This window comes from Neptunicoccus cionae (assembly GCF_002860325.1).
Classification (GTDB): domain Bacteria; phylum Pseudomonadota; class Alphaproteobacteria; order Rhodobacterales; family Rhodobacteraceae; genus Amylibacter; species Amylibacter lutimaris.
The window spans coordinates 277,703-293,739 of sequence record NZ_PKOJ01000005.1 but is presented as its reverse complement, the minus strand read 5'-3'; the positions used below and the strand labels follow the sequence as shown (position 1 = coordinate 293,739).

14 protein-coding genes are annotated in these 16,037 nt (G+C 56.4%); 13 read left to right on the top strand and 1 reads right to left on the bottom strand.

Annotated elements, in window-relative coordinates; genetic code table 11:
* Window positions 1–284: 284 nt before the first annotated feature.
* From C0U40_RS13875 to C0U40_RS13850, 6 genes are read left to right on the top strand one after another with little or no spacing between them, the layout of a single operon-like run.
* Complete coding sequence (locus C0U40_RS13875) at window positions 285–1,832, top strand: acyl-CoA synthetase (protein WP_101656387.1); 1,548 nt, start codon at window positions 285–287, stop codon at window positions 1,830–1,832.
* A 51-nt stretch (window positions 1,833–1,883) separates the two neighbouring features.
* Entirely contained in the window at window positions 1,884–3,074 is a 1,191-nt protein-coding gene (locus C0U40_RS13870) for an acyl-CoA dehydrogenase family protein (protein WP_286134986.1), read from the top strand.
* Between the two features lie 52 nt (window positions 3,075–3,126).
* The gene (locus C0U40_RS13865; RefSeq protein ID WP_101656386.1) at window positions 3,127–4,104 is read left to right on the top strand and encodes an NAD(P)H-dependent flavin oxidoreductase; all 978 of its coding nucleotides are present in this window, start codon (window positions 3,127–3,129) and stop codon (window positions 4,102–4,104) included.
* 39 nt (window positions 4,105–4,143) lie between these two features.
* Window positions 4,144–4,881 (top strand): enoyl-CoA hydratase/isomerase family protein, encoded by a 738-nt coding sequence (locus tag C0U40_RS13860; RefSeq protein ID WP_101656385.1) that lies wholly within the window; start codon window positions 4,144–4,146, stop codon window positions 4,879–4,881.
* Between the two features lie 42 nt (window positions 4,882–4,923).
* On the top strand, window positions 4,924–6,129 hold the full coding sequence (locus C0U40_RS13855; RefSeq protein ID WP_101656384.1) for an acyl-CoA dehydrogenase family protein: 1,206 nt from the start codon (window positions 4,924–4,926) through the stop codon (window positions 6,127–6,129).
* Between the two features lie 13 nt (window positions 6,130–6,142).
* A complete protein-coding gene (locus C0U40_RS13850; RefSeq protein WP_101656383.1) occupies window positions 6,143–7,270 on the top strand; it encodes an acyl-CoA dehydrogenase family protein in 1,128 nt (375 codons plus the stop codon).
* Between the two features lie 57 nt (window positions 7,271–7,327).
* Here C0U40_RS13850 and C0U40_RS13845 read toward each other — a convergent pair whose 3' ends face one another.
* The gene (locus C0U40_RS13845; protein ID WP_101656382.1) at window positions 7,328–7,972 is read right to left on the bottom strand and encodes a TetR family transcriptional regulator; all 645 of its coding nucleotides are present in this window, start codon (window positions 7,970–7,972) and stop codon (window positions 7,328–7,330) included.
* Between the two features lie 398 nt (window positions 7,973–8,370).
* Between C0U40_RS13845 and C0U40_RS13840 the strand changes: the two genes are divergently transcribed.
* The 7 genes from C0U40_RS13840 (at window position 8,371) to C0U40_RS13810 (ending at window position 16,033) form a co-directional block, all read left to right on the top strand.
* Complete coding sequence (locus C0U40_RS13840; RefSeq protein ID WP_101656381.1) at window positions 8,371–9,939, top strand: long-chain-fatty-acid--CoA ligase; 1,569 nt, start codon at window positions 8,371–8,373, stop codon at window positions 9,937–9,939.
* The gene (locus tag C0U40_RS13835; protein ID WP_286134985.1) at window positions 9,936–10,946 is read left to right on the top strand and encodes a phosphotransferase family protein; all 1,011 of its coding nucleotides are present in this window, start codon (window positions 9,936–9,938) and stop codon (window positions 10,944–10,946) included. The genes C0U40_RS13840 and C0U40_RS13835 overlap by 4 nt, the downstream gene beginning before the upstream one ends.
* Window positions 10,946–11,368: a DUF6285 domain-containing protein gene (locus C0U40_RS13830; protein WP_101656380.1), complete on the top strand. Its 423-nt coding sequence runs from the start codon at window positions 10,946–10,948 to the stop codon at window positions 11,366–11,368. Before C0U40_RS13835 ends, C0U40_RS13830 begins: the two co-directional genes overlap by 1 nt.
* Window positions 11,369–11,384: 16 nt before the next feature.
* Window positions 11,385–12,725 carry an acyl-CoA dehydrogenase family protein gene (locus tag C0U40_RS13825; protein WP_101656379.1) on the top strand — a complete coding sequence of 447 codons (1,341 nt, stop codon included), beginning with the start codon at window positions 11,385–11,387 and terminating at the stop codon, window positions 12,723–12,725.
* A 28-nt stretch (window positions 12,726–12,753) separates the two neighbouring features.
* Complete coding sequence (locus tag C0U40_RS13820; protein WP_101656378.1) at window positions 12,754–13,545, top strand: enoyl-CoA hydratase-related protein; 792 nt, start codon at window positions 12,754–12,756, stop codon at window positions 13,543–13,545.
* Between the two features lie 38 nt (window positions 13,546–13,583).
* Window positions 13,584–14,744, top strand: coding sequence for an acetyl-CoA C-acetyltransferase (locus C0U40_RS13815; protein WP_101656377.1), 1,161 nt, complete (start codon window positions 13,584–13,586; stop codon window positions 14,742–14,744).
* Between the two features lie 131 nt (window positions 14,745–14,875).
* Window positions 14,876–16,033, top strand: a complete 1,158-nt coding sequence (locus C0U40_RS13810) for a C4-dicarboxylate TRAP transporter substrate-binding protein (RefSeq protein WP_101656376.1) — start codon at window positions 14,876–14,878, stop codon at window positions 16,031–16,033.
* The last annotated feature ends 4 nt before the right edge of the window (window positions 16,034–16,037 follow it).

The window sequence follows — 16,037 nt, the reverse complement described above, 5'->3', positions numbered from 1 at the left end:
TCAAGAAGATGCGGAACGCAGAAGGACCCTTTTGGAACCGTCGAGCGTAATTCGAACTTCTATGCTTCGTAGGAAGAATTGCATTTTTCCCGAAAAAGTAAAGCATTGCTTGAATTAAAATTAAGCAACGCGTAAATATGGGGGCAAGCAGGGTGTTGTTGGAGGATTCCCTGACCGGAAAAAGCGTTTTGATACGTGCCTTGGGAGGGGATGATGTTTCACAACAGCAGGCGGAATGGTGAGATTTCTGTTGATCGCAGAACTTCCCATAGTGCGGTCGCAGGATGAAGCATCCGTCCTACACGGCGAAAATTGCCCCCGATAAAATTGCCTATGAAATGGCAGGGAGCGGCGAAACCCTAAGCTTTGCGCAGCTTGACAGCCGATCCAATCAGGCGGCGCATGGGTTTCGAACGCTCGGTGTCGGGCCGGGTGAAAACATCGCTTTGCTGTTTGAAAACTGTCTGGATTTTGTTGTTCTGACATGGGCTGCGCAACGGTCGGGACTGTTTTACACCGCTATAAGTTGTCACCTGACCGCAGAGGAAGTCAGCTATATCGTCGGGGATTGCGCGGCAAAGGTACTGGTTGTGTCCGCGAAGTATGCCGGTTTTTTACCTGCGATCCAAACCGCTTGTCCGGATGTTCGCATCTTTGTGAGCGGGGCCGGTGACGATGCCGAACGGGATTGGAACGCCTTTGTGCGTTCCCTGCCGACGGCTCCGGTCAATGATGAGATGGCGGGCGCTGATCTGTTGTATTCCTCCGGCACGACGGGGCGCCCAAAGGGTGTGGTGCGCGAGTTTACCGAAGCGCCCGTCGACACAGTGATCCCGCCGCTGATGACGGTGCTTTGTGAAACAATGGCAGATATGGATGGCCAAAGTGTCTATCTGTCTCCGGCCCCGCTTTATCATGCAGCACCTTTACGAACGTCGATGATGGCGGTCATGCTGGGCGGTAAATCGATCATCATGGAACGGTTTGACGCCGGTGAAATGCTGCGATTGATTGAGAAACATCAGGTCACGCATACTCAGGTTGTTCCGACGATGTTTGTCCGAATGCTGCGTCTGCCCCGTGCCGAACGCGAAGCATCTGACCTGTCCTCGCTCAAAGTAATTTTCCACGCAGCAGCACCGTGCCCGCAAGAGGTCAAGCGGCAGATTTTGGATTGGGTGGGGCCGATCCTGATCGAATATTACGCCGGTTCGGAGGCCAATGGTGTGACCGTTTCAACTTCTCAAGACTGGCTGAAGTATCCGGGCACCGTGGGGCGGTCGCTGATCGGGGATATAGTGGTGGTCGGCAAGGACGGGACGGAACTGCCTGCTGGTGAGATCGGCGATGTCTATTTCGACAGCGGTATAGAGTTTTCCTATCGCGCAGACCCTGAAAAAACCGCCAAGGCATATTTACGCCCCGGATGTTCAACGCTGGGCGATGTCGGGCATGTGAATGAGGAAGGTTTCCTTTTCCTGACAGATCGCGCGTCCTACACGATCATTTCCGGTGGCGTGAACATCTATCCGCAGGAAACGGAAGATTTGCTTGCCTGTCATCCCGACGTAGCGGATGTTGCCGTGTTTGGCGTTCCCAATGAAGACTTGGGTGAAGAGGTCAAAGCGGTTGTACAGCTTGAGTGCGGTGTCGAACCCTTGCCAGCCAAGGCGGAGGAGCTGATGGAATACTGCCGCGCCCGTCTGTCTCGGATCAAGGCGCCAAAGAGTATCGACTTTCGCAAGGAGTTGCCACGGACACCAACGGGTAAACTTACCAAACGAAAGCTTAAGGACGAATATTGGAAACGGGCTTCAGGGGCGGGCGGCTGACAAACAGGCGCCGGAACCGACAGCTCTGATGACATGAAATGGATCACAAAAATGACGTTTACTATTGATAACAGCCGGATGTCCGAACGGGCATTGCAAATCGCGGACCGCGTGGAAAGCTTTGTGCGCGAGCAGATCGTTCCCTATGAAAAGGACGATCGCAAAAACAGCCACGGCCCGACAGAGGCGCTTGGCGATGAAATGAAAGAGGCAGCCCGAAAAGCCGGGGTGATGACCCCTCATATTCTGGACGACGGCACGCACCTGAGCCATCTTGAAACCGCATGTGTGCTGATACGCTCGGGGCTTTCGCCGCTTGGTCCGATCGCGTGCAATGTGGGTGCGCCCGACGAAGGTAATATGTATCTTCTGGGTCAGGTCGGCTCTGCCGAGATGAAAGAGCGGTTCCTGAAGCCGATGGTCGAGGGCAAGATGCGTTCTGCCTTTTTCATGACGGAGCCTGCGGACGAGGGGGGTGCCGGGTCAGACCCGATGATGATGCAGACGACCTGTAAAATGGACGGGAACCACTGGGTCATCAACGGGCGCAAGACGCTTATCACGGGGGCCGACGGGGCAGGACTGGGCATCGTAATGGCCAAATCCGAGGACGGGGCCTGCATGTTCCTTGTCGATCTGCCCGATCCCGCGATCCGGATCGAAAGGGTGCTGGACACCATCGACAATTCCATGATCGGTGGACATTCGGTCATCAATATCGACAATTTGCGGGTTCCGGCAAGCCAGATGCTGGGCGAAAGCGGTGAAGGGTTCCGCTATGCTCAGGTCCGTCTGTCGCCTGCGCGCCTGACCCATTGCATGCGCTGGCTCGGGGCTGCGATCCGCGCGAACGAGATCGCGAGCGATTATGCCAACCGCCGCATGGCCTTTGGCAAGCCGCTGGTGGATCACGAAGGTGTCGGCTTTATGCTGGCTGAAAACATGATCGACCTGAAGCAGGCCGAACAGATGGTTTATTGGTGCGCGGATGTACTGGATACCGGTGTTCTGGGCACGGTCGAAAGCTCCATGACGAAAGTCGCCGTTTCCGAAGCGCTGATGCGCGTTGCCGACCGCTGCGTTCAGGTGATGGGCGGGCAGGGCGTGTCCGGCGACACAATCGTCGAACAGGTCTTCCGCGAGATACGGGCGTTCAGAATTTATGACGGACCGACCGAAGTGCACAAATGGTCGCTCGCCAAAAAAGTTAAACGGGATTGGAAGAAAGCACAGGGCGCGTAAGCCCTGATGGTTTCAGGCCGGATTCAAACAATTCAACAGCGGAGATATTCTGATGGCGCTTCACACGCGGGTTACGGAAATGTTGGGGATCGAAACCCCTATCGTGCAAGGTGGTATGATGTGGGTCGGCACCGCCGAAATGGCTGCTGCTGTTTCGAATGCCGGGGGTCTTGGCATTCTCACGGCTTTGACCCAACCGTCACCTGATGCGCTGGCCGCAGAGATTGCCCGCTGCCAAACCATGACGCAAAAGCCGTTCGGTGTGAATCTGACCGTGCTGCCATCTGTAAACCCGCCACCCTATAGCGATTATCGGCGCGTGATTATCGAAAGCGGTGTCAAAATCGTAGAGACCGCAGGCGGGCGGCCGAAAGAACATGTGGAGGATTTCAAGGCCCATGGCATTACCGTGCTGCACAAATGCACCTCCGTCCGCCACGCCGTTTCAGCCGTGAAGATGGGGGTCGATATAATCTCTATCGACGGGTTTGAATGTGCCGGCCACCCCGGAGAGGATGATGTGCCCGGTCTGGTCCTGATCCCTGCCGCCGCCGATCAGATTCAGGTGCCTTTGCTGGCATCAGGAGGTTTTGGCGACGGTCGCGGACTTGCGGCTGCTCTGGCTCTGGGGGCTGACGGGATCAATATGGGAACGCGGTTCTGCGCCACTGTAGAGGCGCCAATCCACGAGCATGTGAAACAGTTTCTGGTGGCGAACGGCGAGCGGGACACAAACCTGATTTTCCGCGGTTTCAAAAACACCGGTCGCGTCGCGAAAAACTCGGTTTCCGACATGGTGGTCGAGATCGGATCAAAACCGGGTGCAGAATTCGGTGATGTGCAGTCCTATGTTTCCGGTGCCAAGGGGCGCGAGGCATTAATGTCCGGCGATCTGGACAGGGGGTTGATCTGGGCGGGTCAGGTTCAGGGGCTTATCAACGATATTCCCACCTGCGAAGCACTGGTTTCGCGCATCGTGGCGGACGCGGAAACCATTATTTCGCAGCGGCTCGCGCGTCTGGTCGCTTGAACGCCTCCGTTGTGTTGCAATGATTTAAAGAAGGTAAACATGGCTGATCTGGTAATTCGGGAAGATAAAGTTGGTTGGACTGTTCTGACGATGAACAGGCCGGAGAAGTTGAATTCTCTTAACGTTCCGTTGTTTAAAGAGTTGCGCCAGCACATTCTTGACCTGCGGGACGATGATGCAATCCGTTGCGTTGTGCTGCGGGGGGCTGGAAAGTGTTTCTCGGCCGGTCACGACCTCGGCGATATCGCAGAAGGGGAGGAGGTGCCTTCTCAAGGGTGGCATTCCGAAACCCTGCGACTGATGGAAAAATTGCCAAAGCCGGTGATCGCTGCGGTGCACGGGCATTGCTATACAGGTGCGCTTGAAGTGGCACTGGCCGCTGATTTTATCGTCGCGGCAGATACGGCGCGTTTCGGGGACACCCACGCAAAATGGGCGCTGACCCCCATATGGGGAATGAGCCAGCGGCTGCCGCGGCGGGTCGGTATCGCCACAGCCAAGCGGTTGATGTTTACGGCGGATATGATCGGAGCTGACGAGGCCGTAAGGATCGGACTTGCCGAATATGCAGTTCCTGCCGATGAATTCGAGGCCGAGATCGAACGTCTGGTCGGCCGCATCATTGCAAATTCACCGTTTTCCCATGCTGCGAACAAGCAGTTGCTTGAAGCGACCGATATGCGGCCGCTGGATGCGGGGTTGCAATGGGAGGTGATGGAAACCGAAGGCACCGGGCCGGATATGGCGGAAAGGATCGCCGCCTTTACCAAGAAGTAAAAGCGGCACGTTTCAGATGAACTTCCACAGGAGACTTGCAGAATGACCAGCCAGACCAAAGCGGAACTGGACGCGTTCCGGGACGAAGTCGCGGCGTTTCTGGATACGGCACCGACCGACGCGATCCGCGAAGCAGGGCGTAAAACGACCAGTGCATTCCCGCCGTTCGAGCAAGCAGTGGCGTGGCAGGTCATCTTGAACGAAAAAGGCTGGGCCGCGCCTGACTGGCCCGAAGAATATGGCGGTACGGGCTGGTCCGGCGCACAACGGACAATCTTTGAAGAGGAATATCGCAAACGGGATCTACCCCCTTTACTGCCGAATTCGTTAAAGATGGTGGGGCCGTTGCTGATTGATTTGGGCACGGAGGAACAAAAGGCGAAATACCTGCCGCGGATCCTGTCGGGCGAGGATTACTGGACGCAAGGGTATTCGGAGCCGAACTCCGGTTCCGATCTGGCATCGCTGAAATGTAGTGCAGTTGCCGATGGTGAAGATTACATCATCAACGGCAGCAAGATCTGGACAACCTTCGCACATAAGTCGAACCGGATGTTCATGCTGGTGCGCACCAGCGCTGAAGGCAAGAAACAGCAGGGCATCACCTTTCTGTTGCTGGATAGAACCGATTTTCCCGGCATGGACATTCGTCCGATCAGGGGGCTCGATGGCAATGCGGAATTTTGCGAGGTGTTTTTCGACAATGTTCGCGTGCCGCAATCCGGTCGGGTCGGGGCCGAAAACGAAGGGTGGAGCGTTGCAAAACACCTGCTCAAACACGAACGTAACGGATCGTCCAATAGTCCTGTTCTGGTGCGCTATCTGCAAAGGATCACTGAGTCGGCGCGGGAAGAGATGTCACCTTTCGGGGGCAGGTTGTCTGATGACCCTGTGTTCCAGCGCGATCTGGGCGCACTGCATGCCGATGTTACAACACTCGCCCATTTTGAACGGCTGATTATGGGCGGTCACGAGATGGCCAACGATCCTGCGTTGCCCTCCGTTGCCAAGACCATGACAACAGAACTGACCCAACGCGTATCCCTGATGATGACGCGGATTGCGGGTCTTGAAGGTCTGTCCTTGCAGCTTGACGCGCTGACCGTGGGGTCGGGGGTGGACCCGATGGGAAGCGAATTGGATCTGATCGCTATGCCGTTTTATCTGAACAGCCGCGCAACGACGATTTATGCGGGCACCAATGAGATTCAACGGGACTTGATCGCACGCAGCTTGCAGGTCGCTTGAAAGGACAAAGCGGATGGATATTTCTCAAACAGACGAACAGAAGATGTTGCAGGACAGCGTTACGCGTCTTCTGGAGCGGAGCTATGATTTTGAAGCACGGCAAAAGCTGCTGGCGTCCGGTCAGCCGTGGTCGCCCGACACCTGGCAGTCACTGGCGGAGATGGGTATCCTCGGATTACCCATTTCCGAAGAGTCCGGCGGCTTCGGCGGGTCAATGGCGGATATTGTTTCAATCGCTGAACCATTCGGGGCGCATCTGCTGATTGAACCCTTTGTCTCTTCCATTCTCTTGGGGGGACAGTGTTTGGCGCATGGTGAAGGTCCCGCGGCCGAGGCCCAACTTGCCAGGATTTTGACAGGCGAACAGACAGCCGCGTTTGCCCATGAAGAGGGCAGGGGGACGGCCGACCCCGCACTTGTGTCACTGGCAGCATCGGAGTCTGACGGCGGCTTCACCCTGAACGGTGAAAAGCGGATGGTCCTTGGCGGAGCGCAGGCAGATGTTCTTGTTGTATCGGCAAGGGCGCGCGGCGCTGCACCAGCCAAAGATGGTTTGTCGGTCTTTATGGTCGATCCGGATCAGAAAGGTGTGCGTATAAAACCTTTCGTTACGATAGACGGTCGCCACGCTGCGCATATCACATTCGACGGGGTCCGGATTCCTGCCGCGCGCAGGATCGTGGCCGAAGGCTATGATGTACTTGAACAGGTAATTTCAAAGGCGATCATAGCACTTTGCGCCGAAGCGGTCGGTGCCATGGGCGCATTGCTCCGGCTGACGGGCGAATATGCTTCGACCCGAAAGCAGTTCGGTACGCCGATCGCGGCGTTCCAGACGATTTCGCACCGTCTGGCAGATATGAAAATTGCCTATGTGAAGGCCCGTTCCAATTTGCTGTACACGACCGCGCTTAAGGATGCGGGACATGCAAGCCCATTGGATGTCTCGGTTCTGAAAGGGCAGATCGGCACATTGGGCCGGCAGATTGGCGAAGCCGCCATTCAAACCCATGGCGGTGTCGGAATGACCGATGAGATCAGCATCGGACACTTCCACAAGCGGATACTGGCGATCAATGCGCTGTTCGGTGATAGTGAATACCATTTCCGTGCAGTCGGCCAATCCCTCGCATCTTCCTGACCGAGAAGGCAAAATGTGGAGGTGGGGTAGTCCTACCTCTGCGGTTCAGGGGCTGAATCAGGTCCGTGCGGCCAGGCCACCGAGGATAACCGTGATCATCTGCTCTGTGTAGGAACGGCGTATATTGTCGTCGATTTTATCGACTTTGTGGATGTAATTGAGCACATCCCGAGATGAAAAGATCTGGTCACAGGCGCCAATGACGATGAAATAGAAATATTTGTAGTCTACGGGCTGGAATTCTCCTGCCGCGACCCCCTCTGAAATCATCCGCTTGTAAGCGCGGTGGATCGGTTCGATGTATGATTTGATCATATCAGATCTGACCTGCTCCGTTTCGTTGCGCATCGTAACGGTCAACAGGCGCTGCAAATACGGGTATTTGAAGTACATATTGATCAGGCCGGAAAGGTGATAGCGCATTTTGGCAGTCGGGCGCATATCCATTTCAACCAGTGCTTCAAGCTGGGTAACAGCCTCTGCCAGATCCCGGTGAAGCAGCGCGCGCATCAGGCCGCTTTTGTTGCCGAAATAGTATTTCACCAGAGCAGAGTTCACACCTGCTTTCGCTGCAATATCGATGATCGGCACTAACAATGTATCACGTTCGCACATGAGTTCACTTGCCGCTGTAAGCAGATCATCCCTTGTTGATGCGCGCTCTTCGACGGGGGCGTTGGCTGCGACTACCTTTGAATTCATTGCTCAACTAACTCCTGTGGTTAATGTTGTCTTACATGTTGGCAATCTCGTTGTCACTGTCAATTCAACCGCTTTGCGGGCAGTGGTAACCATTAAGAGGGGCGGGGAAACCGCCTTGCCGGGCTGTTTTGACGGCTAAACACACAGGATTAGCGTCTCAAATCCGAATTTTAACCACGATGTGTTGCTGTTGCGTAAGTTCATTAAACGCTCAATTAGCACTTTACAGAAATGAACTAACTGAGTAGTTAATAATGGAAAGTGATGTCGTTCGGGTTGGGAGGCAGCCCTCATCACATTCAGTAAGGGTTAAGTTTTTTCATTTTCGTCGCTGCATTGTTTTCAGACGGGCTGCATGTCGAACGGGAAAAACTTTGGCAACGTCAGGAGGAGGCGAGATGATTGATCCAGAAGCGATGAGCACGATGAGTGCCGTATCGAGGAGCGTCGCACAGCGGACGCCGGACAAGATATGCAACCGCTTCGAGGGGCGCGATACGACCTTTAAAGAGTTCGATCGCCGTGTGGATCAGGTCGCCAACGCCTTGGATGCGAGCTCTGCGAAAGTGGTCGCCTATCTGGGTAAAAACTGCGACCACGTGTTCGAGATATTCGTCGGGGTGACCCGTTTCGGTGGGAAATTTGCGCCCCTGAACTGGCGGCTTGCACCTGCCGAAATCATTGAAATTCTACGTCAGTATCCACCGGAAATCCTGTTCTTTGGGCCGGAATTTCTGCAAGCGGCCAAGGAAATTTCCAACGCCTTGCCGGATCTTCCGATCCTCGCGATGGAAAGCAGCGACGGACCCTGGACCACTTATGAAGAATGGCGGGACGCCCAACCGGATGCAGCTTTTGAAGATCGGTCATCCAGCGGCGATCCGGCGGTGGTGCTGTTCACATCCGGTACCACCGGTGTGCCGAAAGCCGTTTTGATAAGCCACGCCAACCTGCTTCAGCCCAAGCTGGATTCCCTACCGGTCAAACACATCTATGATCACTGGGATAATGATGACATCGGATATGTTGCGATGCCGCTGGCCCATATCGGCGGGATCGGTTTCTGGGTAATTTCCTTCGTCAACGGTTGCACCAGCGTCATCCAACGGGAATTCGACCCTGTTGGCGCATTGGACGCGATACACAAGGAGCGGGTAACGAAGCTGTTCGTCGTGCCTGCGGCCCTGCAAATCGTCATCCAGCACTCTAAAGCGAAGGATGTGGATTTTTCCTGCATCTCGACCGTGATGTATGGTGCCGCACCGATGCCTCTGCCCCTCTTGCAGGAGGCGATTGAGGTGATCGGCTGCAAGTTTATCCAGTGCTATGGAATGACGGAAACGACGGGTACAATCGCTATCCTGCCGCCGGAAGATCACAAGCCGGAGGGATCGACGCGGATGCGCAGTGCCGGTCGGCCTGCGATGGGGTGTGAAATCGCCGTGTTCGATCCGGAAGGACAGCCTGTCAAGACAGGGGAAATTGGCGAAATCGCCATACGCGCTCCTGCCAATATGATCGGATACTGGAACAATCCGGATGCGACGGCAAAGACCCTGCGTGACGATGGATGGCTGCTGTCCGGAGACGCGGGTTATCTGGATGAAGACGGCTACTTGTTTATCCACGACCGCATTAAAGACATGATTATTTCCGGCGGAGAAAATGTTTATCCCGCAGAAGTTGAAAGTACACTTTATGCGCATCCCTCTATCCGCGAGGCAGCCGTTATTGGCGTACCCGATCCGAAATGGGGCGAGGCTGTCAGGGCAATTGTAACTTTAAAGCCCGATACCACCATTGACGAAGCAGAGGTGCTGGACTGGATGCGCGGAAAGCTGGCTGCCTTCAAATGCCCCAAAGCAATAGACGTCATTGATGTGATGCCGCGCAACGCATCGGGAAAACTTCTCAAGCGGGATCTTCGCGCACCTTTTTGGGAGGGCCGTGAGCGGCAAGTCAATTGATCGCAGCACAAGGCATCTTGCATCACCAGACGTCCCTTGAGGACGGATTGGCGCGGCTGGTGCCCACCCTTGACCCTGCCGCGCAGGGTATTACGGGCTTGCGAAGGTTGTCGGGCGGCGCCAGTCAGGAAACCTGGTCTTTTCGCATGGACGGCGGGCAAGGCCAGCACCTGATATTACGGCGGGAACCTTCCGCGGTGCGGGCGGGTGGCTCCGGTATTGGCATGGCGGCTGAAGCCCAAGTCATCAACCGCGTGGTTAACGCGGGCGTTCCCGCACCCCGGATCGAATACGAACTGACCCCGAACGACGGGATTGGAACCGGATTTATCATGACGCGGATCCAAGGCGAGGCGCTGCCCCATCGCATTTTGCGCGACGAAACCTACGCCCCTGCGCGAAAGATATTCGCCCGTCAGGCAGGCGAAATACTTGCCAAAATCCATCAGACCGACCCGACCGGTCTGCCCGTCCCTGTTCTGTCCCCGCGAGAGGTTCTGGCCGATCTGGCGGAGCGACACAGCGCCTGCGGGGATGCACGGCCTGTTTTTTCACTGGCCTTGCGCTGGCTGGCCGAACATGCCCCTGATCAAAACGCGCCCAAGCTGGTGCATGGTGATTTTCGCATGGGAAATCTAATGCTTGGCCCCGATGGGACACGCGGCGTTCTGGATTGGGAACTGGCCCATGTCGGTGATCCGATGGCGGATATGGGCTGGCTGTGTATGGAAAGCTGGCGCTTTGGAAATGCCGATCCAGTTGGCGGCTTGGGGCGTCGGGAGGATTTGTTTGCAGGGTACGAAGCGGCTGGCGGAGACCCTGTCGATCTGGAAACCGTTCGTTGGTGGGAAATCCTCTCGGCGCTGCGCTGGGGCGTCATTATCGAAGAAATGGGTTCTTGGGTGCGCGACGGCACAGATACCAGCGTGGAACGTCATGTAATCGCCCGCCGCGCCTCGGAAACAGAGACTATTTTGTTGCTTCATCTATTGGAAGGGGCCCCGTGATGCAGGATCAACCGAGCCCTGATGCAATTCTTGCCGCTGTTGCCACATGGTTGCGCGGCACCGCTGCTGCGGCCCTGCCTCCCCATGCGAAGTTCGAAGCAAAGGTTGCGGCTGGTGTGATTGACCTCGTGCGGCGCCAGATTGCTGCGGAACCGTCCGAAGATGACGAGACAAAAATACTGTCGGAAATTCTGGGTGAAACTGGTGAGCAGGAGTCGCTGACAAAACGTCTTTGTGCGCAGATCGAACGTGGCGAAACCGATCTGTCGACTCCGGCACTGGCGGAGCTGTTGATCGAAACCACACTCAACAAGATCAAGATCGACCAGCCGGAGTTTTCCGCAGCAGCGCGCCTGCGGGCATTGGCGCAGCGCAGGCGAGGGGTGCCTTTGCAGACCAACCTCAACAGCCGCCAACCGTAGCAAGGGACACGCAATTATGAACTTCGATTTACCACCTGATCTTACCGACATGCTGAACCGCCTTGATGCTTTCATCGAAGCGGAAATTGCACCGTTGCAGGCTGAAAACGATAACCAGCGGTTTTTTGACCATCGCCGCGAATATGCACGCACCGACTTCGAGAACGGCGGGCTGCCCCGACCCGAATGGGAAGCCCTTATGGCCGAAGCGGTCAGGCGTGCGGATAAGGCCGGTTTTTACCGTTTTTCCCTTCCCGCTGAATTCGGAGGGCAGGACGGGGGCAATCTGGCAATGGCTGTTCTGCGCGAACATATGGCGGCCAAAGGGCTGGGGCTTTTCAATGACCTGCAGTCGGAACATTCCGTGGTTGGCAACTTTCCGGTGATTGTCATGCTGCGCGATTTCGGGACAGAGGCGCAAAAGCAGACATTTATTTCCGGAGCGCTGGATGGCGATATACGCATGGCATTCGGCCTGACCGAGGAAGCGCACGGATCTGACGCCACCCATATGGAAACCCGCGCAGTGCGCGAGACACGGGATGGTGTGTCCGGCTGGCGGATTGACGGCGAGAAGATGTGGACCACGGGGATGCACACCGCAACCCATTGCGTGACCTTCGCGCGCACATCGGGAAAGGATGGCGCGGCGGACGGGATCACCGCGTTTCTGGTTCCCGCCACGACACCGGGGCTGAAGATCGAAGAATATCTCTGGACTTTCAACATGCCCACCGACCACCCGCGGATCAGTTTCAATGATGTCTGGGTGCCCGATGATCTGATGTTCGGACCAGAGGGTGGCGGCTTGGCACTGGCGCAGGCGTTCGTGCATGAAAACCGTATCCGGCAGGCAGCCAGTTCGCTGGGCGCTGCGGTCTATTGCATCGAGGAATCCGTGCGCTATGCCCGCGCGCGCAAACCGTTTGGCAAAGAACTGGCTGCCAATCAGGCGATCCAGTTCCCCTTGGTCGAACTGGCCACGCAGGCAGAAATGCTGCGCCAGCTTATTCGCAAGACGGCGTGGGAGATGGACCGCATGCCCCATCCCGAGGTAGCCAAACAACTCTCTGACAAGGTGAGCATGTGCAATTATCAGGCCAACCGTCTGTGTTGTGAAGCCGCAGACCGCGCCATGCAGGTTCACGGTGGTATCGGGTATTCCCGGCACAAACCGTTCGAGCATATCTACCGTCATCACCGCCGCTACCGCATTACCGAAGGATCGGAAGAGATCCAGATGCGCAAGGTGGGTGCGTGGCTTTTCGGTTACCTCGGCCCGCGTCGTGACAACATTCCAGACCCGACCCCGCGCAGCGTTGCGGCGCCCCTGTCCGGAATGACAGTGACCAAGTAGAACCAATGACCACAAAGGCCCTTTTCCCATGACAATTTCTACACTTGATGACCGTCTGGTAATCACCCGCGAAGGGCGGGTCAGCACTGTGCGTTTGCATGATCCTAAAACCATGAACTCGATGGATATGCCTATGGCATTGGCCTTGCGCGACGAATTGCGGGCCGCAGCCAAAACGTCTTCCTGCATCATTCTGGCTGGCGGAGAGCGCGGATTTTGCTCTGGTGCCAACTTGTCCGGTGATCTCGCACCCGGTGATCAGGAGCTCGATGCCGGACTGGCGCTGGAAGACGCTTTTAACCCCTTGGTTGAAACCATCCGAACCTTGCCGGTGCCCATTATCACGGCGGTGCGCGGCGCGGCCGCCGGGGTCGGCGCGTCTCTGGCGATGGCAGGGGACATCATCGTCTGTGGTCGATCGGCTTATTTTCTGGAGGCATTCGCGCGGATCGGGCTTATCCCAGATGGCGGTGCTGCTTGGTTTCTGACCCGTTCTGTCGGACGGGTGCGGGCGATGGAATTGATGATGCTGGCAGAGAAACTACCGGCGGAAAAGGCGTTGGATTGGGGGCTGATCACCCGACTGGTGGAAGATGACGCCCTAGAGGCGGAAGCGATGAAGATCGCGCAGAAACTGGCAGCAGGGCCTACGCAGGCTCTGGCGCTGATCCGTCAGTCTTCATGGGCGGCGGCGGATTCCAGTTTCACCGAAAGCCTGCAACTTGAACGTATTTTGCAACGGGACGCGGGCAACCATCCCGATTTCGCAGAAGGCGTTGCTGCATTCAAAGAAAAGCGCGCTGCCCGCTTTGGCAGCTGAGCAGGCGTTACACGCCAGTCGAAAAGGAAGGTAAAACTATGTCTGAAGCTTATATTTGTTCCGCATTGCGTACAGCCGGTGGCCGCCGAGGTGGCAAGGTTGCAGGGTGGCATCCCGTTGATCTTGCCGCGCGTGTGCTGGACGCCACAGTGCAGAATACCGGCGTTGATCCATCCGCCATCGAAGATGTCATTATGGGCTGTGTCGGCCAAAGCGGCGAACAGGGTCTTCACATCGGTCGTAATGCAGTTCTGGCCTCGTCCTTGCCCGAAAGCGTGCCAGCGGTGTCAATTGACCGCCAATGCGGGTCTTCCCAGCAGTCCATTCAGTTTGCAGCGCAGGCTGTCATGTCCGGCACGCAGGATCTTGTGATTGCGGCAGGTGTTGAATCCATGTCGCGGGTTCCGATGGGAACGACTGGCGCGTTTTCACGAAAATTCGAGCCCGGTTCACCAAAATCACCGGGACTGGATGCCAGATACCCCGGTGTTGCCTTCAGTCAGTTTTCCGGCGCGGAAGCAATTGCACGCAAGCATAATTTCAGCCGTGAGGATCTGGACGCCTACGCCCTGCTAAGCCACCAGCGTGCGGCCAAGGCTACAGCAGAGGGAGCATTTGATCAGGAGATCGTGCCGCTTGATCTGGAGAACGGTGAAATTCACCGGACGGATGAAGGCATCCGAACCGATGCCTCTATGGAAGCGCTCGCCGGCGTGAAGGTTCTCAAGGAAGGTGGTGTTATCACTGCGGGCAACGCCAGCCAGATTTGTGATGGCGCTTCGGCGGTTCTGGTCGCCAGTGCCGCAGCGGTCAAAGCCCACGGACTGACACCCCTTGCGCGGATCCGGTCGATGACGGTGACTGCCGGTGATCCGGTGATCATGCTGGAAGAGCCACTGTTCGCCACCGATCGGGCACTGTCCCGCGCCGGTATGTCGATTGATGAAATCGACCTTTACGAGGTCAACGAAGCCTTTGCTTCGATACCGCTTGCCTGGCTCAAGCACACAGGTGCCGATCCTGAAAAAATGAACGTTAATGGGGGCGCTATTGCCTTGGGGCATCCGCTGGGTGCTTCGGGGACGAAACTCATGGCTACGCTGGTGCATGGATTGCGCGCGCGGGGAAAACGCTACGGATTGCAGACAATGTGCGAAGGCGGCGGGGTGGCGAACGTCACGATCGTAGAAGCACTCTGACCGGAATTCGGGTTGCCCTCTAAACGGGGGCAGTCCGATCATCGCTCTTTCCGAACACTGAAAGAGCACAGACGATTACCGAAACTGTCGGGTGTTACCCGGCAACTGATTGACGAAAAGGGAGAAGTTAAATGAAGGTTTCAAAATTTTTCAAAAGCAGCGCATCCGCGTTGGTTCTTGCTGTCGCATCCGCAGGTATGGTTTCGACAGCAGCCGAAGCACGTGATCTGCGCTATGCGATTGGCTGGCCTGCCGGTGCGCTGCCGACTGAAGTGATCGAGACATATGCCAGTGAAGTCGGGGAGGCGTCCGGTGGTGATGTGACAGTCAAGGTTTACCCGCTTTCACTGCTTAACTTTTTGGAATCGACATCCGGCGTGCGCGATGGCATCGCGGATATGACGACAGTCCTGACACCCTATTTCCTGTCCGAGTTTCCGGCGACAAACTTTGCAACCGAGTTGGCCAGCCTGAGCGAGCTGGTTGAGGGGGACGCAGACCGCATGGCCTTCGCCTTTTCCGGCGCGATCATGGACTACGTCATGTTCAACTGCAAAGATTGCGTTAACGAATTCGCAGCACAAAACCATGTCTATACGGCCGGTGCCGGTACACCTCCCTATATGCTTCAGTGTACCAAACCTGTTGCCACGGAAGAGGATCTGAAGGGGACGCGGATTCGCACGCCCGGCGCGTTCTGGAGCCGCTGGATCGAAGCAATGGGCGCCATCCCTGTATCCATTTCGATCAACGAGACATTCGAAGCCCTTAACCAAGGTGTCATTGATTGTACCGCGTCTTCCGCGTCAGAGCTTACCAATTTCAGCTTCATCGACGTTGTTACCGACGTGACCACAAACCTGCCGGGATCGTCCTTTGTTTCCGCGCTGACCAATGTGAACGGGGACACGTGGCGCGGGCTGGATGACGCGGGCCGTACGGCTTTGCTGAAGGGTTCGGCCGTTGCTGCTGCTGAAATGAGCTATGCCTATTACAACGAGGCGCGGGACAACATTGCCAAAGCCAAAGAGCGGGGCATCACCTTCCGCGAAGCCGATGCAGCCTTGCGCAGCCAAAGCGTGGAATGGATCGGCAAGGATGTGGAGAATCTGGTAGCGATCTATGCAGAACGTGGTGTCGGAAACGGTGAGGAAGGCGCCGCGAAAATTCGCGAGCTGATGACCAAATGGGTGGCGCTGGTGAAAGACGTTCAATCCGCCGAACAGCTTGCTGACCTGTACTGGACCGAAGTTCTCTCCAAGGTCGATGTTTCTACCTACGGGCATTGAGTAA